Raw genomic sequence first — 19,331 nt, 5'->3', positions numbered from 1 at the left:
CTCACTTCCGCAGCCTAGGCGAAGCCATGATGGCGACGAAATGGCCGAAATTGACGAACAGGACTGCGGGCACGAGGACGAAGAGCAGCCAACGCTCCCCCGTTACCTGCGGGCCGGCTACCACCGACACGATGGAGGCCGCCAGGACCAGCAGACTCATCTCCACCGAATGCAACACCCGGTGGAAGGGCAGGAACCGGGCAAGCCGACGGAGCCTGCCGACGAAGGACGTGGCGGGAACGGCTTTCGCCTCTGCCGTGTCTGCGAGCTTATCCATCCCCGCCAACGCCCGGGAGGCGTGCACCATCTCATTTTGGGCCTTGTTTAGGACGATCAGGAACGCCAACAGCGCACCGAGGAACAGATAGAGGTAGGCCTGCCCCGGATCGCGGCTCAGCAGGCCCAACTCTCCCATGCACCGCAGTCCGAGTGCGATGGGAATCAGCCCCTCGGTGGTGTAGTGGCCGATCTTGTCAAGGAAAATGCCTTTGGGGCTTTGAGTGCCGCGCCACCGCGCGACTTCCCCATCGCTGCAGTCGAAGTACAACTGCAGTTGCGAGAAGAAGACCGCGAGCAGTGGCCCCCAGATTCCCGGAACCAGCAGCGAGACGGAGATTGCCCATCCGGACAAAATCATCAGCCCGGTGACACCGTTCGCGGAGATCGGGGTGCGGACCAGGACGCTGGTGAGGTAGATGGAGATGTGCCGCAAGTAGAGCTCAGCGGTCCAATGCTCAGCGTTTTTTCTGCTCCGGACCTCTGGCGGCTGGGCTACGGAGCGGAGCTGCTCCAACGTGGGACGCGCCGGCCGCTGAACGGCGGTCACGACTTCCTCCGGCTGGTGTCTACGGTGCCTGCCGCCCCGAACAGCCGTCCGCGAAGATACCCCAGCCCCCAGCTGACGTGGATTCCTGGCAGCACCGCCAGCAGCCGCACGCGTTCGGGCCTGCCAAGGTCGCCCGACATGCTTGCCGAGGCGCACGCGATACCCGCAGCGTAAAATGCGGGAACTGCGGCTGCTGCGCCAGCCAGTACCCTCAAGCCTCCCGGCAACTTCTTGGCCGTGCCAGTGGCGAGCATGGTGGCAGAGGCAACACCGACGCTCAACGCGGCAACCAGCATTGGCGGCAGGAAGTGCCTCACGGATTTTCCTTCGCTGTGCCGGCTGGCCAGCTCTGCCCGCCAGATACCCGCGGCGTAGAACTGCCGTACCAGCTTTCCCCACTGCGCGCGAGGCCAATAGACGACCTTCAGCTCCGGGTCGAACCAGACCGTGTAGCCGGCTTGGCGCAGGCGCAGGCACATGTCCCAGTCCTGGCCCCGCCACAGCGTTTCCTCGAATAATCCGACCTCATCGAAGACCTCGCGGCGGAAGATACCGAGATAGGCAGATTCTGCCGGCCCCTCCGGTGCCCCGCTGTGATAGGCGGCGCCACCGAGTCCCAGGGGCGAAACATAGGCGGCCGCGACTGCCCGCTGAAAGGGCGTCTTGCCTCGGGCGTCCATGAGCCCGCCGACATCAGCTGCGCCGGTCCGCCGCAGCGTTGCCACGCCGCGCTTGGTGTAGTGAGGCTCAAGTTCCGTATGAGCGTCCACCCTGACGACGACCGGGTGACTTGAGGCTCGCAGGGCAAGATTCAGTCCGGCCGGGGTGCGGCCGGTGGGGCTGTTGACGCTGCGTAACCGCGGTTCCCGCGCCTGCAGGTCCGCCACGATCCGGTTAGTCTCATCCGTTGAAGGTCCTAGCGCCAGAACCACTTCCTTTAGCCCGGGGTATTCCTGGTTCAGGATGCTGCGGACCGCGTCCTCGATATGCGTCGCCTCATTGAGGACGGGCATGATGTAGGACACGCCGGGGTACTCCTCCAGCGGAGGCAGGACGGATGCCGAAGTCACTATTTCCTGGACTCCTTGTAGGCGTCCACGACTTCTCTCGGGTCGCCGTCCATTTCCAGCACGCCTTTATTGATCCAAATAACCCTGCTACAGGTATCCAGTATCGATTTCATCGAGTGCGAGACAAGGAAGACGGTGCCGGCGTTCTCGCGTATTTCGCGGATGCGGGCCTCGCTCCTCTGCCGAAACCGCTGGTCGCCGACCGCGAGTGCTTCATCCACGATGAGGATCTCGTGCTGCTTGGAGGCGGCGATGGCGAACTTCAGCCGTGCCTGCATGCCGGATGAATAGGTCCGCATGGGAAGGTCGATGAACTCTTCCAACTCGGCAAACTCGACGATGTCGTCCCGGAGCCCGTTGATCTCCTGCTTGGAAAACCCGAGCGCGAGTCCGCCCAATTGGATGTTCTTTTCCCCCGAGAGGTCGGGGATCAGGGCCGCCCCCACGCCCAGCATGTTCGGACGAGAGGAGGCGTAGACGGCACCCTGCGCTGGAGGCGTCAGCCCGACGAGCGTGCGCATCAGCGTGGATTTGCCGGATCCGTTTGAGCCAATGACCCCGATGGATTCATTTTCGTAGGCGGTGAAGGAGACTCCCTTCAGGGCGTGGACTGTACGGAGCCTGCCGGCTCCCCGCTGGAGCAGCGATCGCCCGGTGCCCTTGACCGGTTTTCCGCCGGCATGGACGTAGTACTTCACGTGCAGATCATCGACCACGACGACGGGTTTACGGGCGGCGCCGGCCGTATCTGTGCCCATCAATGCTTCTCCAGTCTTAGTCGACTCGGCCATACCGCTCCTCAGCTACCCAAAAGAACAAGACTCCGGCAACGAAGACCGCTACGGACCAGACGGAAAAGTAGAGCCAGTAGATCGGATCGTAATCCATATCCGGCATGAGAATCCCTCGGGCGATGGAAAGGATTTCATGCAGCGGGTGGAAGTCGAACAGCGCGATGGCCCAAGGATGCGATGCCAGAATGCGGTCGATGGAAAACAGAACGCCCGAGGTGTAAAAGAGGATCCGGGTGACGAGCGGAAGTAACTGAGTCAGGTCCCTGACGTGGACGGTGAGTCTGGCGCCGATCAGGGCTACGCCCAGGTTAAACACCGTGAAGATAGCAACCAGCGGAATGATCAGCAGCCATTCCACACTGATCGGCGCACCCAAGATCAGGATGTACACGAACATCACGGCAAGCATTGGCACGAGTGTCATCAGCTGCTGAATCACGGTGGAGACGGGCAGCGTTATCCGTGGGAAGGCCAGGGACTGCACCAGGGCGCCGTTTCCTGTGATCGATTTGGCGCCATTGTTCATCGAGGTGGAAAAGAACTCGAAGAGAAACACGCCGATCACCACATACATCGGGAAGTTCTCCGGCCGACTGTCCCCCTGCAAGATACCGAAGATCGCGCCGTACAGGAGAGCGTTCAGTGTGGGTTTGATGAACACCCAGAGCATGCCCAGTCGGTTGCGCTGGTTCGACGCCTCGATCTTGCCCCTCGCCATGGCGATGGCGAAGTCACGACGGGCCCATGCTTCCGCGAGGTAGCGGAAAAGTGGTGGCCGGGCACCGACTCGGTGGAGGCGGTTTTCACTCGCATATTCGGCAAGGCTCATGCCAGGTAGTTTCCCTTACTTACAGGTGTATGGCGGCGTCGCCATCCCTGAGGGACCGGCGGTGCACCTACCGAGTTTAGATGATTCAGCCCCGAACCGTGGATTCGCCCTCCCGGAAGAACACGCGCAGTTCAAGGCTGTGTTGGCCCGCGGCGTCCTGGACGTAGATGGCTTTCCCCCCGATTCCCTCCAGCGCTCCCGTGCCCGAGCCTGGAATGATGTGCCCGTCACTCGCGGCGGCCTCGCCCTCCGCGAGGCCCCAGTGCTGGATCACCATCGTGCCTTCGCGGCCGTCCACGGAGCCCGTGAACACTTCGGATGCAACGTATCCGGCACCGGTGCTGTTACCGGCCATCAGCAGTTCTGCCCGGCTGGTGCCTGTGATCAATCCGTCAAATACTTTGGTTACGCGGACCCGGCTCAGGTCCGAGCTCGTTCCCTCGACTTCGTAGGGTTCCGGCACCCAATCGGTGACGTCGAAGTCGGCGGCGATGATGTGTTCGGCGTCGGTCATGATGCCCTGTTTCTCCTAGATCGGTTAGCCGAGCGCGTCAGAAGAGTCGCTGGTCATGCGAGTCGGCGTATTTCTTGCGGAAGAGTTTGCGGGTTTTCGGATCCAGAAACACCAGGTAGAGCGCGAAGGCGACCGCCACGATGCAGGCGAGGAGCCGCGCCATGTCGAGGTCGAATTCGATGTAGGGGAAGATGTCCAGCTGATCGGTGATCGCGTAGATCATCAGGAAGGACGTCACGGCGTAGACGGTCCGTACTTGCCAGTCGTTCCGGATCCCTGTGGCCGCAAACAGCGGCAGCAGCCACACGATGTACCAGGGCTGGATCATCGGACCAAGCAACACCACTGCCGCCAGTGCCAGCGCGAGCCGACGAACAATCCGGTCGTAGCTGCCGCGGAACATGGTGTAGAGGACAATCAGCACGGCCACGATCCTGCCGCCCGTGAAGACGGCAGACTGCACCATCGCGCCGTCGAGCCCCAATCCTCCCGAAACCAGTCCCAGGAAGATCCCCAGCAGCCCGACCGGGGCATACCAGATCATCAGGCCGGCTCCCTGCTGGCTGAGGGCCCCGACCCAGCCGAATCCCAGCCCGTTGATCACCCCCAAAACAGCCAGCAGCCCGAAGGAAATTCCGGCCGTCAGCGCCCAGTAGCCGAATTTGCGCGGCCAACTGGCGCCCTTGCCAGCCCACAGCAGGCCGACAAACGGCAGGAAGATCAGGGTGATCGGTTTGATGCCAATGGAGAGTGTCACCAGCAGGATGCCCAGCAGGACCCGTCGGTTCGCCGCGTAGTAGAGACCTGCAAGTGCCAGCCCCAGCATCAGGGCGTCGTTGTGGATGCTGGCGATGAAGGTGGTCAGGAACAACGGATTCGCGCAGGCCAGCCACAACGCCCGGTTGGGGTTGATGCCGTGCAGTTCGGCGAGCTTCGGTCCGTAGTAGACGCACAGTGCGGCACCGGCGATGGCGAGGATCCGGAACATGATGATGGAGTATTCCGGGTGGCCGCCGGTGAGCCAGACGATGAATTCTTCCATCCAGAGAAAGATCGGCCCATAGGGCGTGGGGCTGCGTGCCCAGAGGTCGTCGGCTCCGGTCTGCAGATAGTTCTGCAGTTGGTCGTACCCGTCCACGTACGGATTGAGGTTGTTGACCATGACTTTGCCTTGGGCAATATAGGCGTAGACGTCACGGCTGAACAGCGGGATACACAGGGCCATCGGAGTGCCCCAGGCAACGATGGCGGTGAGCGTTGCCCGCCGCGCGGACTCGCCCCAGACGGTGAACTGCTGGCCGAGGCGCAGCCAGGCCCGGACCAGGATCATGCCTCCGAGGGCGAGCAGGATCACCGAGAGGATCACACCGGCCAGTTCCACCCGCAGGAAGATCAGCAGCGGCCAGCGCCTCAGTTCGGACACCGAGGCCAGCCACCCCACCCCCAGCGACCCGAGGAACATCATGATCGAGCCGATGGCACCCTCGAGGATGCTCCGGGTAGACCGTTCCTTGACGACGCTTCCGCTGCGTGAGCTGGAAGGTTCAGTCGCGGGTCTCTGGGCAGTCATCTTCTCGGCGGTCCAATCACTCCGGGGTCAGTACACCTGGTCCGGTGCGGCGCGTGCCGCGGGGGTGGTCTGCACGCCTCGGAACGGTCAGTCGAAGGCAGCGTGGGAGGCACGCCTGCTTGAGGTGCTCTCTGCATGTTAGCACCGGGCCGGCGGCATTCCCTGCCGCCTGGCCCGCGCGCCAGCACGCCGACGCGATACATTTATCGGGTGCCAATCTCTAATGAACATATTGTCTGGATCGACTGCGAAATGACCGGACTGGATCTCGAAGCCGACGCGCTCATCGAGGTCGCCGTCCTGGTCACAGACTCGGAACTCAACATCCTGGGGGAAGGAGTCGACGTCGTCATCAAGCCCACCGCCGAGGCCCTCGCCCAGATGAACGACTTCGTCCGCACCATGCACACCACCTCCAAACTGCTGGACGAACTCCCGCACGGCATGACGATGGCCGAGGCCGAAGACAAGGTGATGGAATACATCACCGCCTGGGTTCCCGAACCCCGCAAGGCGCAGTTGGCAGGCAACTCCGTTGGCACGGACCGGACCTTCCTGGCCCGCGACATGCCCCGCGTCATTGATCACCTGCACTACCGGATCATCGACGTTTCCACGATCAAGGAACTCTCGCGCCGCTGGTTCACCCGGGCCTACTTCCAAGCGCCGGCCAAGAGCGGCGGACACCGGGCACTGGGCGACATCAAGGACTCCATTAATGAGCTCCGGTACTACCGGCAGGCCGTCTTCGTCCCCTCCCCCGGCCCGGATTCGGCCACCGCGAAGAAGATCGCCGCAAACATCGGCGCCACATCCGGGGACTAGGATGTTAGCTGCGCCACTTTCGCTGCGGGAATCGCCCAAAGTGGCAAAAGCCAGATGAAAAGCATGTAAACTAGTCTGCGTTGCCTTACTGGTTGGAGACCGGCAGGAACCGCTGGAGCGGGGCCCGTCGGGAGGAACAAGAGGGCACGTGGTGGGTATAGCTCAGCTGGCAGAGCGCCTGGTTGTGGTCCAGGAGGTCGCGGGTTCAATCCCCGTTACTCACCCGAAGGTCCGGCAGCAGCCGGCAGGCAGAGCCGTCCCGACGCCGGGGCGGCTCTTCGCATGTCCGGCCGCGACGGCGGCGCCCCGCGCTGACATCCTGAGCGAAGGAGAGAAATGACCGTCCGCCCCGTCACTATCACCGGCGAGCCCGTGCTGCACCGCCGTGCAGCCAAGGTCGAGAATTTCGACGATGAGCTCCGCGCGATCATCGCTGACATGTTCGAGACGATGGACGAGGCCCACGGCGTGGGACTGGCGGCTCCGCAAATCGGAGTGGGACTGCGGATCTTCACCTACGAATTCGCCAACGACGACGACGTCCCACCGCGGGGCGTGCTGGTCAATCCCACCCTGGTTCTCGGCAAGGTTTCCGGTGCGGAACCCGACCCCGACGAGGAAAACGAGGGCTGCCTGTCCGTGCCCGGGCACAGCTATCCCCTGAAGCGGGCCGAGTGGGCCCGCGTCCGGGGGTTCGACGCAGACGGCAGCCCCGTGGATTTCGAGGCGACCGGCTGGTTCGCCCGGGTGATGCAGCACGAGTACGACCATTTGGACGGCAAGCTGTACATCGACCGGCTCAACGACCGGTGGGGCAAGCGCGCCCGCAAGAACATCAAGAAGGAAGGCTGGGGTGTCCCCGGCAACACGTGGCTGCCGGGAGTCGACCCGGACCCGTTCGGCCACTAGCGTCCGCCCTGTGGGGAAGCGAGATCTTTATCCTTCGAGGTCTCAAGCCCCCAGCGGCACGATTCGGGTCAGCTGTCCGTGAGACTGGACCGGTGATCCTTTTCGCAGCGGTGCAGATCTTCCAGCGCGATGTCCCGAAGCCGTTTGAGTTCGTCGATGCGCTTCGACGTCACATTGCCGCGGGCGTACGCGTCGTGCGCCGCGTCCAGCAGCCGCTGGGCCTCCTTGTAATTGACCTGCGCCCGTTCCCAACGCGTCATCTCTACCATGCGGCCATTGTAGGAACGGCGTCGCCGCAAAGCCATAGCGGCGGCGGCAGTGCGGGCGCCCACAGCCGGCTTGGCTGTTTGGATCGCTACGCACACAAAACCAGCATGAGGTTCCCGAAGCCACCGGCCGGTTAACGACGGAAGCCGGGGGCATTCGCATGCCGCCGGCCCCGCCGTCGTTAGTGCCGTCTCAGGGCGATCAGACCGTCTCGGCCACCGGTTCCAGAACGGCCGGGAAGATCTTCGGGTTGACGCCCGCGATCTCCTCGAGCACGCGAACCACCTGGCAGCTGTAGCCGAACTCGTTGTCGTACCAGACGTAGAGCACGGCGTTCTTGCCGCTGGCAATCGTGGCCAGGCCGTCCACGATGCCGGCACGGCGGGACCCGACAAAGTCGGTGGAGACGACCTCGGGCGAGTCGATGTAGTCGATCTGCTTCCGCAGGTCCGAGTTCAGCGACATGCCGCGCAGGTACTCGTTCAGGCTCTCCTTGGTGGCGTCCTGTTCCAGATTGAGGTTCAGGATGGCCATGGAAACATCCGGAGTGGGGACGCGGATGGCGTTGCCGGTGAGCTTGCCTTCCAGTTCCGGCAGGGCCTTGGCCACTGCCTTGGCCGCGCCGGTCTCGGTCAGCACCATGTTCAGCGCGGCGGAGCGGCCGCGGCGGGAACCCTTGTGGAAGTTGTCGATCAGGTTCTGGTCGTTAGTGTAGGAGTGCACCGTCTCCACGTGGCCGTGGGCAATGCCGAACTTGTCGTTCAGCGCCTTCAGGACCGGGGTGATGGCGTTGGTGGTGCAGGAGGCGGCGGAGACGATCTTGTCCTCGTCGGTGATGTCTGCATGGTTCACGCCGTGCACGATGTTCTTCAGGCCGCCCTTGCCGGGAGCGGTGAGGAGCACGCGGGATACGCCCGGGCACTGAAGGTGCTGGGACAACCCGGCCTCGTCGCGCCACTTGCCCGTGTTGTCCACCACGATGGCGTCCTTGATGCCGTACTGGGTGTAGTCGACGGATGCCGGGTCGTTGGAGTAGATGAACTGGATCAGGGTGCCGTTGGCCTGGATGGTGTTGTTTTCTTCATCCACGGAGATCGTGCCCTCGAAGGGGCCGTGCACCGAGTCGCGGCGCAGCAGGCTGGCGCGCTTGACCAGATCGTCGTCGCTGCCCTTGCGGACGACGACGGCGCGCAGGCGCAGGCCGTGGCCCCCGCCGGCGTGGCCGACCAGGATCCGGGCCAGCAGCCGGCCAATGCGGCCGAAGCCGTAGAGCACCACGTCGGTGCTGGTGCGCTCGTCGGCGCCGCGCTTGCCGACGATGTCCGCGAGCTCGGTGCGCACGAAGTCCTTCAGCTCGGCGCCGTCACCCTCGTTCTTGAACTTCACCAGCAGGCGGGCCAAATCCACCGAACCCGCGCCGAGGTCCAGTTCGCTCATCGCCTGCAGCACGGGGAAGGTCTCTTCCAGCGGCAGTTCGGCGTCGTCAATCTGGCGGGCGAAGCGGTGCGCCTTCAGGATGCCCACCACGGACTGGTTGATTAGGCTGCGCCCGTGGATGGAGGTGACTACGTTGTTTTCGCGGTACAAGCGCCCGATCACGGGAATCATCGCTTCGGCAAGTGCCTCGCGGTTGGTCCACGTATCCAGGGCCGACTCTGACATCTGGTTCACAGAATTACCTTCCTACATCAGCCGGGTTCTCCCTCGAGCCCGGTTGTCACCGCCGTGGATTTTCACGACGACGCCGGTTGGCTGGACAGTCTGTCCGGCCGCACGGCACGCCACCGCCAAGTGCCGGCGGGAAGCTTGCGGATCTGCTGGTTTCCGTCGCCGACTTCTTGATCGGCGGCGGCTCACGCCTATCCGTTACCCATTCTAGAGACTACGCGGAGCAGGGACGCACCGTTACAGGTGAACTGCCTCACGTTCGGATGCGTTGGCCTTTTGGGCCGCTGGTCTCTTCGACCGTCCCTGAGTAGCCCCTAACGACATGTGCGGATGCGCGTAGAATGGCGTTCTCGAAGGCGGGCAAAGCCAGCAACATGACGGTTGCTGCGGTCACCGCAAGGCTGAGGGCCAAGACCCCGATGCTCCCCCACACCCCTTGAAGCGGGGGAAGGAACGCTCCTGTGGCCAGGACAAGGAATCCGTGCAGCAGATAGATGGCCAGGCTGTGCCGACCCCACCGTGCGAGCGTGCCGTCCCGATCCGCGGACACGCTGGCGAGGGCACATATTGCCACGGCCGCCACAAGAAGTAGTCCCATTCTCGTCGCGATCCCTGCGGCATCCCCGACTTCCAGCCTTGCGAAGCCGAAGGAGCCGTAGAACCACTGGTGCGGAATCTCCAGGCTGTACACCAGCCACCAGCCGGTCAGGGCTGCCAGGAGCGCAATCCCTTTCCACGCCGTCGGCGCCGCCGCCAGCGCCGCCACCAGACGCTTGCCGTAGGCAGCGCCCAGGACGAAGAACGGCAGGAACACCAGCGTCCGGGATGCCGACAGGGTATATCCGAGCTCGTCCAAGCTTCCGGCACACACTGCAATGGCGATCGCCGAAAGGACCGCAGCCCGGGGGAATCGCAAAACAACGGGGAGGAGCAGAAGCCACCACACCATGCCCAGCAAAAACCACAGGATCCAGAACGGAGTATCAAGGGAGAAGTTCCGGTCGAGATCCAGCAGCCGGACGAAAACAAAATACGCGGCCTGGAAGGCCACCAGAATCACCGCGAACGTTCCAAGGCGCTGACCCAGCCGCGTGGTCTTGGCCGTCACGCCGGCCAGGAACACGAAGGCCTGTATGTGGAACATATAGATCCCGGTCAGCGCCAAGCGCGTCCCGTCCGCGCGCCAGCTACCGGTAGCTTCCAGGAAGTGCCCAAGAACTACTGCGAAGATCAAGAGTCCCTTGGCCGTGTCCAGTCGGTGGTCTCGCAAAGGCGGCGTGGCAGGCATCCGGACATCCTACAGGCGGTGTTCCCTCCGCTCAGGGACGCACCACCGTCGACCGTTTCAAAAATCAGGCTTTGAAGATGTCCTGCCGGACTCCCATGATGATTCTGTCGCCGGGGTCGGCGGTCTTGAGGTAGCGGACCACGTTCTGGAGGTCCAGGGCGATGCAACCCGCCGTCGGAACCGGGTTGGCGTGCAGGAAGATGGCGAACCCCGCGCCCTGCTTGATGGTTTGCCCCGGTCCGCGGTTGTAGTCGATCACAGCGCCTTGGCGGTAGTCGCCGGTAGGCAGTCGCATGAAAAACCACATGTTTTCGTCCGGCCACCGTTCGTAACCCACAGAACGGGCCTCGTAGTACTTGTTGTAGGAGGAGCCGGGCGTACCGGACCATCTGGACCGTTTGTTCAGCTTCTTGTACTTTAGGTCGGTGCCGGGATTCCCCTCGCCGAATGCTTCATGGACAGTGAAACTGCCCTGTGGGGACCAACGGTACTGGGTGTGTCCAGAAGCCACTCCCGGCCGCCTGAACCCCTTGAGTCCCACCGTCGCCTTGCCCGTTTTCCATTCCTGCTTATAGACGGATCCAACCCGCACGCAGTTGATGAAGCTGGCCTTGGAGGTTCCGTACTTTTCGGCGATGGTGAAGGAGATGCGATTGGCCCAGTTGTGGGTGTAGCGGGTTTTATGGGCGCCGATCGCCCAACATTCATTCTTTGGGTACATCTCGGCGCCCACCCGAGCCGCCACCAAAGAGCCGCCCTGGAAAACCTGCGTGGTCTTGCCGCTGCGTTTCACAGCGTCTTGTAGGGGGTAGCCCAGACTACCGTTCTGGCTGCCGCGGGCCTTCCAGCTGTCATTCATCTGTGCAGTGAGAAATTTGGCGCCCGTAGAGGGCGAGTACGCGATCGTCCCCTTTTGGAAGAACTGGACACATCCCTTGGACTTGAGGCCGCATTTCGGGTCGGCCGTCGGGTAGCCCATAATTCCACGTTCATGGCTTGCGGCCGCGAACCTCTTGTAGATCGGGTGCTGGAGGTCGGTGCTTCGCGCACCGGTTTTCGCCGTCCAGTAGATGCCGATGCGCTTGGTGCTCCTGGATGACGGCTTGTAGGTACGGACACACCCGTTGTCCACCAGGCGGCAGTTGAAGTCGTTGACGGCAATCAGGTTGTGCAGCTTCGCCTTCGCTTCGATGGCCTTCTTGCCGGCGACGATGTGCGGGGGCGTGTAGCTGATGGTGCCGCCCTGGAATTGCTGCGAGGCGCTCTTGTCGGAGGCAACTTTCATATCTGCGATGGGATAGCCGTACTTGCCGTTTTCGTACTTGGCCGCTTGGAATGCCTTGTAAATCGGGTGCTTAAGGTTTACGGCGTAAGCTCCCGTTGCCGACGACCAGTAGATACCAATCCGCGCCGCCCCACCGCTGTCCGTGTAGGTGCGGACGCAGCCGTTGTCCTTAAGCGTGCAGCGGAAGTCATTGACCGGGCTGAGCTTCAAGGCCACGGCCTTCGCGGCGATTTCCTTCTGCCCTGCTGCTGCAAGCGGCGGCTCTGCCACCGGCTCTTCTGTCCCGGGAGTTTCCTGCGGGTCGCTCTGCTGCACGAGCGTCTTGGAACGCTCCCCTGGTGCTTTGCCCGATTCTGTGGGTAGCACCGACGGCGTCGGGGTCGCGGGAACGGCTCGCTCCTCGGACGCGCCGTCGGACGGGTCCGCCGGAGTCGAAGGCGAAGAAACGACGTTGGTTGGTGTCGGCTGGGGTTCCGGACTCGTTTCGCCGCCCGGGGCCTCGGTCGGGACGGGGCTTTCGCCGTCGTTCGGCAAGGTGTCCGCTGTTGGATCAACGGGAGCGGGTACTTGGGAAGACTGGACGGCCGGTGCCGCCTCCCCGGAAGCGAAGGCTGGCAGCGTCGAAGCGAGCAGCGTCGTGAGGACTGCTGTTGTCAGGCCAACGCGCAGCATGGAGCGCAGCGAAGCAGGCGACAGCGAAGGGCGGTTCATAGTTCCCCCGGCGAGAGATGCAGGCTGGCGATGGAACCAGCTGAGACTGTACCGACCACTGTCGTCTTCGGCCCGCGATATGTAAGGAGAACGCCCTTGAAGTGATCTCGGGCTGCGACAGCCACTCGCTCTGGCTCTGGAAGCCCGGCCAACAACCGGGGGCGAGCGGGCCGGGAACCGGGCCTGAAGCATCTCCCCCAGCGCCTACCAGGGGGTGGGACGGGTTGGTCTGTAAGCCGGGTTCTGTCACCTGCAGCAGTTGCCCGCCGCAGGGTGGCGATCATCCATCTAGGAGCACCGTTGCCGGTACCCTCAAGCGGCCTACCCGGACACTCGGGCGAGCAGCCCTCGATCGTGCCCTGTCTGGCCTTGCTCCGGGTGGGGTTTACCTAGCCGTCCCGGTCGCCCGGGTCGCTGGTGGTCTCTTACACCGCCGTTTCACCCTTACCAGGCCCTGCCGGAGCAGTCCTGGCGGTCTGTTTTCTGTGGCACTTGCCTGCGGGTTTCCCCGAGTGGGCGTTACCCACCACCCTGCCCTGTGGAGCCCGGACTTTCCTCGGCGGACTCGTCCTCGCGGACCAGCCCGACGCGATCGCCCAGCCAACCCGTCCCGCCTTCAGGATACGGCCTGCCTGCCCGCCACCCGTAATCTGCCACACCTGCCGGTTCCCTTCGGGGGCGACGGCGGGGGGGCCTTTCGTTGGGCGGCGGCGTCCGACGGTAGGCTCTTACGGTGCTGATTCTTCTTCCGCCTTCCGAAGGGAAGACCGCTGCCGTCAAGGGACACCCGTTCGAGCTGCAGGACCTGCAGTTTCCGGAGCTGAACCCGGCCCGCGAGGAGGTGCTGGCGGCCCTGGCCCATGTGAGCCGGAGCCCGGAGGCCCTCGCCCGCCTGGGCGTGGGAGCCTCGCTGGCCGCGGAAGTGGAACGCAACACCCGGCTGCACGACGAACCGTCCGCCCCGGCACACACCGTCTACTCCGGTGTGCTCTACGACGCCCTCGGCTACCGATCCATGACCGCGGCACAAAAACGCAAGGCGGACGCCGCCGTCGTCATCATCTCGGCGCTGTGGGGCGCTATTGGTTTTGCCGACAGCATTCCCGCCTACCGGCTGTCCATGTCCGTGGGCCTGCCGGAAACAGGGAAGCTCGCCTCCTATTGGAAGAAGCGACTCCCCCAGGCGCTGGCCGCCCATGCGGAGGGCCATCTGCTGGTGGACTGCCGCTCGAGCACCTACGCCGCCGCGTGGACTCCCGACCCCGCCCGGACGGTCGTGGTCAACGTCTTCCAAGAGCGGAAGGGCAAGCGCACCGTGGTCTCGCACTTCGCCAAGCACACCCGTGGCGAACTCGCCCGGCACTTGGTCACGAGGCGCGGCAGGGCGCCCGAGACGCCGGCCGCCTTGTTGAAGGCAGCGCAGGAAGCCTGGCAGGCGGAACTCGTCGAAGGCACCGACCGGAAGGCGCACGCGCTGAACATCGTGCTGAGCGAGTAGACCGTTGTGGCAGCTTTGACGCGTTGGCTTTGTCAGCGGCGTCGCGCAACCTCTGGCAGGGAGCAGCGCCCCGCCTCCCATAGCAGGGGCTAGCTGCCCCACTCCTCCGAGCGGATCAGGATGCAGCCGGAGTCGGGGCAGAAGACGATGTCGTCCGGTGCGGCCTTGCGGATGTCGGCCAGGTCGCCGGGGCTGAGCTGCATGCCGGAGCCCTCCGACTTGCCGTGGAACAACCGGGCGGCGCCGATGCCCCGGTGGGCAAGAGTCTTTTCGTACACGGCCAGCAGGGAGGCCTCGAAGCTGCCGGCCACTTCCTGGCGTTCAGCGGCTGCGGCGGCACGTTCGCTTTCGATGCCGGCGAGCTCTTCGTCGCGGGCGCGCTCCAAGCCGGACAGTTCTTCGCGCAACTGGTCGTTGGCCTGCTGGTGCTCGGCGTGGCGGGTGCGGAGCCCCTCCAGGCGCTCCATCACTTCCAGCTCCACGTCTTCCAGGTCGCTGCGGCGCTTGTTCAGCGATACCAGTTCGTGCTGCAGCGCGGTCAGGTCCTTGGGCGAACCCGCTCCACTGTCCAGGCGCTTCTGGTCGCGTTCGATCCGCGACTGGACGGTCTCGACGTCGCCTTCGGCGCGCTTCAGCTCGCGTTCGGTGTCCGCGATCTCCGTGCTGAGGGCAACCAGGGACGAGTCCGCAGCGGCAAGCTTCTCCGCCAGCGCGTCGATGTCGGCATTCTTGGCGGTGGCTGCAGCGCGGCGGCTCAGTTGGGTGAGCTTGCCGTCCAGTGCCTGCAGGTCGAGCAACCTCAGTTGCTCGGAAGCCGGTGCCTTCGCCATGTACGTCCTTTCAAAACGCTGCGGAACCACTGCGGTTCAGCCTCGTCCAAGCCTACAGTCCGGACGACGCGCTGCTACCCCGGCGTCAGGACGAAATCCCACGGATCGGTGTTGGTAACGCTGACCTTGACTTCCACCGAGTAGCCCTGGTCGGCCAGGACATTGTCCAGCGCCACGGACGCCGGCGTCAGCCACAACCATTCGCTGCCGAAATGCGAGACGTCGATGAGGTACGGCCGGCCGTCCACGGCGCCTTCGCGTGCCTCCGATGCCGGATGGTGGCGCAGGTCGGCCGTGACATAAACGTCCGCCCGCGAGGCGCGGACCTGATCGAAGAGCGAGTCTCCGGCGCCGCCGCACACGGCCACGCGGCGGATGATTCCGTTGCGGTCGCCGGCCACCCTCACTCCCCCGGCTACGGCCGGCAGGATGCTGAACACGTGCTCGGCAAACTCGCCCAGCGTCTTGGCGTCTGCCAGTTCTCCCACCCGGCCGATGCCTTCTTCCGGCAACCCGTTGTCAGCGGGCGAGAGCGGCCGCACATCCCGCAGCCCGAGCGCGTCGGCGAGCACGTCGGAGACGCCCCCGACGGCGCTGTCGGCGTTGGTGTGAACCGTGACCAAGGCGCAGCCGCTTTCGATCAGCCGGTGCACGGCGTCTCCCTTGAAGCTGGTGGTTGCGACCGAATTGACCGGCTTCAGCAGCAGCGGGTGATGCGTGAGCAGCAGGTCGGCGCCCCACTCGATGGCCTCGGCGATCACTTCGGTGGTCGGATCGACGGCGAACATGATCTTCTGCACGGCGGCGGAGGGCCTGCCGACGACGGGGCCCACCGCGTCCCATTGCTCGGCCAGCGATTCCGGCCAGAGCTCTTCGATGGCCAGGAGCACATCGCCCAGGACCGGCGTTTTCGGCCGCGCCTCGTCCTGCACGAAGGTCTCGGTTCCCCCGGCGGCTTCGGGCCCCTCGGCGGCTTCCTTTCCTTCGGGAGTTGCGCTTCCCTCGGAGGCTTTGGCGCCTTCGGATGTTGCGCTTCCCTCGGCGGCTTCGGTGCCGGGGGCTTCGGTGCCTGCGGGGGCTTCGGCTTCCCCGGTGCGGAGCTGTTCGTCGTCGACCATGAATCCTTTTCTACCCCATCCGTGCTGGTCCGCCCACCAACCGCCGCCCGCGTTCGCGGCCCGGGAACATTCGAGGGGTCCGTGACATTGTTAAGCCATGAAGACTTTTGTGCTTGGCGGTGGCTGCTTTTGGTGCCTGGACGCGGTCTACAACATGACGCGCGGTGTCACGGAGGTGGTTTCCGGCTACACCGGCGGCCATGTGAAGAATCCCTCCTACGAGGCGGTCTGCACCGGGACGACCGGGCACGCAGAGGTGGTCGCCGTGACGTTCGACGAAACGGTGGTGCCCGACGACGTCATCCTGGGGATGTTCTTCGCCTCGCACAACCCCACCACCCTGAACCGCCAGGGCTACGACGTCGGGACGCAGTACCGCTCGTCCATGTTCTACGTCGACGACGACCAGAAACAAACCTTCGAAGCCGCCATCGAGCGCGCGCAGGCCGACTGGCAGGACCCCATCGTGACCGAGGTTGTGCGGCTGCCCGAGTTCTACCCGGCGGAGGAATACCACCAGAACTTCTACGCCAAGCATCCCGACGCTGGCTACTGCCAGGTGATCATTAATCCCAAGCTGGCCAAGGCCCGAAAATATTACGCCGAATGGCTCACCGCTTAGCCCACCACTCGCCGCGCTGGCTAGTGTGGAAGAAGTTTTGTTACTCCCATCTGTAACGGCCGAACGGCCAGAAGGCAGGAAAACATGGCCCCGATTTACGACGACGTCACCCAGGTTGTGGGGCGCACCCCGCTGGTGCGCCTGAACCGGCTCACCGAGGGTTTGCCGGCCCAGATCGCGGTCAAGCTGGAGTTCTACAACCCCGCCAACTCGGTCAAGGACCGGATCGGCGTGGCCATCGTCGACGCCGCCGAGAAGGCCGGAGCGCTGAAGCCCGGCGGCACCATCGTGGAGGGCACCTCCGGCAACACCGGCATCGCGCTGGCTATGGTCGGTGCAGCCCGCGGCTACAAGGTGATCCTGACCATGCCGGAGACCATGTCCACCGAGCGCCGGGTCATGCTGCGTGCGTTCGGTGCCGAAATCGTGCTCACCCCGGGTTCCGAGGGCATGCGCGGCGCAGTGGAGAAGGCCAAGGAAATCGTGGCCAACACGGAGAACTCCATCTGGGCGCAGCAGTTCGCCAATGAGGCCAACCCGCTGATCCACCGCAACACCACCGGCGAGGAAATCTGGGCCGACACCGATGGCCAGGTGGACATCTTGGTGGCCGGCATCGGCACCGGCGGCACCATCACCGGCGCCGGCGGCCTGCTGAAGGAGCGCAAGCCCGGCGTCCAGATCATCGCCGTCGAGCCGGAAGACTCCCCCATCCTCACCGGCGGCAGCCCCGGCCCGCACAAGATCCAGGGCCTGGGCGCCAACTTCGTGCCGGAGGTGCTGAATACCAGCGTCTACGACGAGGTCCTGGACGCGCCGACGTCGGCGTCGGTCGCCGTCGCCCGCGATCTGGGCATTAAGGAAGGCATCCTCGGCGGCATCTCCTCAGGCGCTGCCGTCTGGGCGGCGCTGGAAGTGGCAAAGCGCCCGGAGAACGCCGGTAAGCTGATCGTGGCCGTGGTGCCCGATTTCGGTGAGCGCTACATTTCCACGATCCTGTACGACGACATCCGCGGCTGACCAGCTTTCCGTGCCGCCGAGCGGCGCTGTTCAATGAGAAAGAGCACATGGGTTTCCTAGCGCGACTGCGTGAAGACCTCGAGGCCGCCCGGTCGCACGACCCGGCGGCCCGGGGCCACGTGGAGAATTTCCTGGCCTATTCCGGGCTGCACGCCATCTGGATCCACCGGCTGACGCACAGGCTGTGGGCCAATCCGTCGCTGCGGCTGCCGGCCCGGCTGATTTCGCAGGCGGGACGCTTCCTGACCGGCATCGAAATCCATCCCGGCGCGACCATCGGCCGCCGGTTCTTCATCGACCACGGCATGGGCGTGGTGATCGGCGAGACCGCCGAAATCGGCGACGACGTGATGCTCTACCACGGCGTCACGCTCGGCGGCCGTTCGCTGGACAAGGTCAAGCGCCACCCCACCATCGGCGACCGGGTGGTCATCGGTGCCGGCGCCAAAGTGCTGGGCCCCGTGGTCATCGGGGCTGACAGCGCCGTCGGTGCGAACGCCGTGGTGGTCAAGGACGCTCCGCCGGAATCGATCATCACCGGCATCCCGGCCACCTTCCGGCACCGCGATCCGATGCGCGAAACCAAGCCGGCCGTCGACCCGGCCGAATACATCGACCCGGCGATGTGGATCTAACCTTCCACTGCTGCCTGATAAACGTTGAACCTGACGAGAGGACAAGCCGTGGGCGAATCGACCCGCATCGGCATAGCCGGCTACGGAAACCTGGGCCGCGGCGTGGAGGCCGCTGTAGCGAAAAATGTCGACATGGAACTGGCCGGGGTCTTCACCCGCCGGTCCCCCGGCGACCTTGCCACGCTGCGCGAGGACACTGCCGTGTACGCCATGGACGACCTGGCCGCCCACGAAGACAGCATCGACGTGCTGATCCTGTGTGGCGGTTCCAAGGAGGATCTCCCGCAGCAGGGACCGGTCATGGCGGCCCGCTTCAACACGGTGGACAGCTTCGACACGCACGCGCGCATTCCCGAATACTTCGACGCCGTTGACGCGCCGGCGCGGGCGGCGAGCAAGACAGCGCTGATTTCCGCCGGCTGGGACCCGGGCATGTTTTCCATCAACCGGGTGTACGGCGAAGCCCTCCTGCCCGACGGCGACACCTACACCTTCTGGGGCCGCGGGCTGAGCCAGGGACACTCGGACGCCGTCCGCCGGGTGCCCGGTGTCGCAGCCGGCGTGCAGTACACGCTGCCGTCGGAGGCCGCGATTGAACAGGTACGCGACGGCAGCCGCCCGCAGCTGGAGACGCGCCAGAAGCACACCCGTGAATGCTTCGTGGTGCTGGCAGACGGCGCCGACCCCGACGCAGTCCGCGAGGCCATCGTGACCATGCCGCATTACTTCGACCAGTACGACACCGAGGTCCATTTCGTCACCGCCGACGAGCTGGCCCGCGACCACAGCGCCATGCCGCACGGCGGGATGACCATCCGCAGCGGCAACACCAGTGACGAACACGCCCAGGTCATCGAGTACGGACTCTCGCTGGAGAGCAACCCGGAGTTCACCGCCAGCGTTCTGGTGGCCTACGCCCGGGCCGTGCACCGCCTGCACCAGCAGGGCCGGTTCGGCGCAGTCACCGTCTTCGACGTACCGCCCGGCCTGCTCTCCCCCAAATCGGCGGCCGAACTGCGCGCTGAGTTGCTGTAGCACCTCGGGCCAGCTGG

19 protein-coding genes, 1 tRNA gene and 1 other RNA gene are annotated in these 19,331 nt (G+C 64.6%); 8 read left to right on the top strand and 13 right to left on the bottom strand.

The features are described 5' to 3' along the window. Nucleotide 1: 1 nt before the first annotated feature. The 6 genes from AC5RUP_RS14120 to mptB all read right to left on the bottom strand — a co-directional run bounded on the left by AC5RUP_RS14120 (nt 2) and on the right by mptB (nt 5,603). Complete coding sequence (locus AC5RUP_RS14120; protein ID WP_494153185.1) at nt 2–826, bottom strand: CDP-alcohol phosphatidyltransferase family protein; 825 nt, start codon at nt 824–826, stop codon at nt 2–4. Continuing rightward, a complete protein-coding gene (locus AC5RUP_RS14115; RefSeq protein ID WP_494153186.1) occupies nt 823–1,896 on the bottom strand; it encodes a glycosyltransferase family 2 protein in 1,074 nt (357 codons plus the stop codon). Before AC5RUP_RS14115 ends, AC5RUP_RS14120 begins: the two co-directional genes overlap by 4 nt. Continuing rightward, nucleotides 1,896–2,687 (bottom strand): ABC transporter ATP-binding protein, encoded by a 792-nt coding sequence (locus AC5RUP_RS14110; protein ID WP_494158666.1) that lies wholly within the window; start codon nt 2,685–2,687, stop codon nt 1,896–1,898. Before AC5RUP_RS14110 ends, AC5RUP_RS14115 begins: the two co-directional genes overlap by 1 nt. Further along, nucleotides 2,671–3,519 carry an ABC transporter permease gene (locus tag AC5RUP_RS14105; protein WP_494153188.1) on the bottom strand — a complete coding sequence of 283 codons (849 nt, stop codon included), beginning with the start codon at nt 3,517–3,519 and terminating at the stop codon, nt 2,671–2,673. The genes AC5RUP_RS14110 and AC5RUP_RS14105 overlap by 17 nt, the downstream gene beginning before the upstream one ends. A gap of 85 nt (nt 3,520–3,604) precedes the next feature. Beyond that, nucleotides 3,605–4,033, bottom strand: a complete 429-nt coding sequence (locus AC5RUP_RS14100; protein ID WP_494069605.1) for a DUF3224 domain-containing protein — start codon at nt 4,031–4,033, stop codon at nt 3,605–3,607. A 37-nt stretch (nt 4,034–4,070) separates the two neighbouring features. After that, nucleotides 4,071–5,603, bottom strand: a complete 1,533-nt coding sequence (gene mptB / locus AC5RUP_RS14095; RefSeq protein ID WP_494153189.1) for a polyprenol phosphomannose-dependent alpha 1,6 mannosyltransferase MptB — start codon at nt 5,601–5,603, stop codon at nt 4,071–4,073. A gap of 210 nt (nt 5,604–5,813) precedes the next feature. On the opposite strand from mptB, the gene orn reads away from it, so the two are divergent. The 3 genes from orn to def all read left to right on the top strand — a co-directional run bounded on the left by orn (nt 5,814) and on the right by def (nt 7,337). Continuing rightward, entirely contained in the window at nt 5,814–6,428 is a 615-nt protein-coding gene (gene orn / locus AC5RUP_RS14090) for an oligoribonuclease (RefSeq protein WP_494153190.1), read from the top strand. Between the two features lie 151 nt (nt 6,429–6,579). Continuing rightward, nucleotides 6,580–6,652, top strand: a tRNA-His gene (locus AC5RUP_RS14085). Nucleotides 6,653–6,764: 112 nt separating this feature from the next. After that, complete coding sequence (def, locus tag AC5RUP_RS14080) at nt 6,765–7,337, top strand: peptide deformylase (RefSeq protein WP_494153191.1); 573 nt, start codon at nt 6,765–6,767, stop codon at nt 7,335–7,337. A gap of 68 nt (nt 7,338–7,405) precedes the next feature. On the opposite strand, the gene AC5RUP_RS14075 is transcribed toward def, so the two are convergent. The 5 genes from AC5RUP_RS14075 to rnpB form a co-directional block, all read right to left on the bottom strand. After that, nucleotides 7,406–7,606: a hypothetical protein gene (locus tag AC5RUP_RS14075; protein WP_494012272.1), complete on the bottom strand. Its 201-nt coding sequence runs from the start codon at nt 7,604–7,606 to the stop codon at nt 7,406–7,408. Between the two features lie 199 nt (nt 7,607–7,805). Then, a complete protein-coding gene (locus AC5RUP_RS14070; RefSeq protein WP_494153206.1) occupies nt 7,806–9,266 on the bottom strand; it encodes a glyceraldehyde-3-phosphate dehydrogenase in 1,461 nt (486 codons plus the stop codon). A gap of 259 nt (nt 9,267–9,525) precedes the next feature. After that, complete coding sequence (locus AC5RUP_RS14065) at nt 9,526–10,560, bottom strand: acyltransferase family protein (RefSeq protein ID WP_494153192.1); 1,035 nt, start codon at nt 10,558–10,560, stop codon at nt 9,526–9,528. A 64-nt stretch (nt 10,561–10,624) separates the two neighbouring features. After that, nucleotides 10,625–12,556 carry a L,D-transpeptidase family protein gene (locus AC5RUP_RS14060; protein WP_494153193.1) on the bottom strand — a complete coding sequence of 644 codons (1,932 nt, stop codon included), beginning with the start codon at nt 12,554–12,556 and terminating at the stop codon, nt 10,625–10,627. A gap of 216 nt (nt 12,557–12,772) precedes the next feature. Further along, nucleotides 12,773–13,164, bottom strand: an RNA gene (gene rnpB, locus AC5RUP_RS14055) — RNase P RNA component class A. Between the two features lie 125 nt (nt 13,165–13,289). Here rnpB and AC5RUP_RS14050 point away from each other — a divergent pair. Beyond that, nucleotides 13,290–14,054, top strand: coding sequence for a YaaA family protein (locus tag AC5RUP_RS14050; protein ID WP_494153194.1), 765 nt, complete (start codon nt 13,290–13,292; stop codon nt 14,052–14,054). A gap of 89 nt (nt 14,055–14,143) precedes the next feature. Here the strand turns inward: AC5RUP_RS14050 and AC5RUP_RS14045 are convergent, their stop codons facing one another. Both AC5RUP_RS14045 and AC5RUP_RS14040 read right to left on the bottom strand, forming a co-directional pair. Beyond that, nucleotides 14,144–14,884 carry a zinc ribbon domain-containing protein gene (locus AC5RUP_RS14045; RefSeq protein ID WP_494153195.1) on the bottom strand — a complete coding sequence of 247 codons (741 nt, stop codon included), beginning with the start codon at nt 14,882–14,884 and terminating at the stop codon, nt 14,144–14,146. A gap of 74 nt (nt 14,885–14,958) precedes the next feature. Continuing rightward, a complete protein-coding gene (locus tag AC5RUP_RS14040; RefSeq protein WP_494153196.1) occupies nt 14,959–16,002 on the bottom strand; it encodes a Nif3-like dinuclear metal center hexameric protein in 1,044 nt (347 codons plus the stop codon). 97 nt (nt 16,003–16,099) lie between these two features. On the opposite strand from AC5RUP_RS14040, the gene msrA reads away from it, so the two are divergent. The 4 genes from msrA (at nt 16,100) to AC5RUP_RS14020 (ending at nt 19,314) form a co-directional block, all read left to right on the top strand. Next, a complete protein-coding gene (gene msrA, locus AC5RUP_RS14035) occupies nt 16,100–16,624 on the top strand; it encodes a peptide-methionine (S)-S-oxide reductase MsrA (RefSeq protein ID WP_494069615.1) in 525 nt (174 codons plus the stop codon). Nucleotides 16,625–16,708: 84 nt separating this feature from the next. Further along, nucleotides 16,709–17,644, top strand: a complete 936-nt coding sequence (gene cysK / locus AC5RUP_RS14030) for a cysteine synthase A (RefSeq protein WP_494069616.1) — start codon at nt 16,709–16,711, stop codon at nt 17,642–17,644. A 47-nt stretch (nt 17,645–17,691) separates the two neighbouring features. Beyond that, nucleotides 17,692–18,279: a serine O-acetyltransferase EpsC gene (gene epsC / locus AC5RUP_RS14025; protein WP_494148979.1), complete on the top strand. Its 588-nt coding sequence runs from the start codon at nt 17,692–17,694 to the stop codon at nt 18,277–18,279. Nucleotides 18,280–18,327: 48 nt separating this feature from the next. Continuing rightward, on the top strand, nt 18,328–19,314 hold the full coding sequence (locus tag AC5RUP_RS14020; RefSeq protein ID WP_494153197.1) for a diaminopimelate dehydrogenase: 987 nt from the start codon (nt 18,328–18,330) through the stop codon (nt 19,312–19,314). Nucleotides 19,315–19,331: the final 17 nt, after the last annotated feature.

Source organism: Arthrobacter sp. Y3223151, assembly GCF_059091125.1.
The sequence above is the reverse complement of the archived record's forward strand: the minus strand, read 5'-3'. Positions and strand labels throughout refer to the sequence as shown.

Coding starts and splice junctions, on each gene's coding strand:
- AC5RUP_RS14110 (WP_494158666.1), bottom strand. CDS start 2,687: ATGGCCGAGTCGACTAAGACTGGAGAAGCATTGATGGGCACAGATACG.
- AC5RUP_RS14105 (WP_494153188.1), bottom strand. CDS start 3,519: ATGAGCCTTGCCGAATATGCGAGTGAAAACCGCCTCCACCGAGTCGGT.
- AC5RUP_RS14075 (WP_494012272.1), bottom strand. CDS start 7,606: ATGGTAGAGATGACGCGTTGGGAACGGGCGCAGGTCAATTACAAGGAG.
- epsC (WP_494148979.1), top strand. CDS start 17,692: ATGGGTTTCCTAGCGCGACTGCGTGAAGACCTCGAGGCCGCCCGGTCG.
- mptB (WP_494153189.1), bottom strand. CDS start 5,603: ATGACTGCCCAGAGACCCGCGACTGAACCTTCCAGCTCACGCAGCGGA.
- AC5RUP_RS14070 (WP_494153206.1), bottom strand. CDS start 9,266: ATGTCAGAGTCGGCCCTGGATACGTGGACCAACCGCGAGGCACTTGCC.
- AC5RUP_RS14040 (WP_494153196.1), bottom strand. CDS start 16,002: ATGGTCGACGACGAACAGCTCCGCACCGGGGAAGCCGAAGCCCCCGCA.
- def (WP_494153191.1), top strand. CDS start 6,765: ATGACCGTCCGCCCCGTCACTATCACCGGCGAGCCCGTGCTGCACCGC.
- AC5RUP_RS14100 (WP_494069605.1), bottom strand. CDS start 4,033: ATGACCGACGCCGAACACATCATCGCCGCCGACTTCGACGTCACCGAT.
- AC5RUP_RS14060 (WP_494153193.1), bottom strand. CDS start 12,556: ATGAACCGCCCTTCGCTGTCGCCTGCTTCGCTGCGCTCCATGCTGCGC.
- msrA (WP_494069615.1), top strand. CDS start 16,100: ATGAAGACTTTTGTGCTTGGCGGTGGCTGCTTTTGGTGCCTGGACGCG.
- AC5RUP_RS14045 (WP_494153195.1), bottom strand. CDS start 14,884: ATGGCGAAGGCACCGGCTTCCGAGCAACTGAGGTTGCTCGACCTGCAG.
- cysK (WP_494069616.1), top strand. CDS start 16,709: ATGGCCCCGATTTACGACGACGTCACCCAGGTTGTGGGGCGCACCCCG.
- AC5RUP_RS14065 (WP_494153192.1), bottom strand. CDS start 10,560: ATGCCTGCCACGCCGCCTTTGCGAGACCACCGACTGGACACGGCCAAG.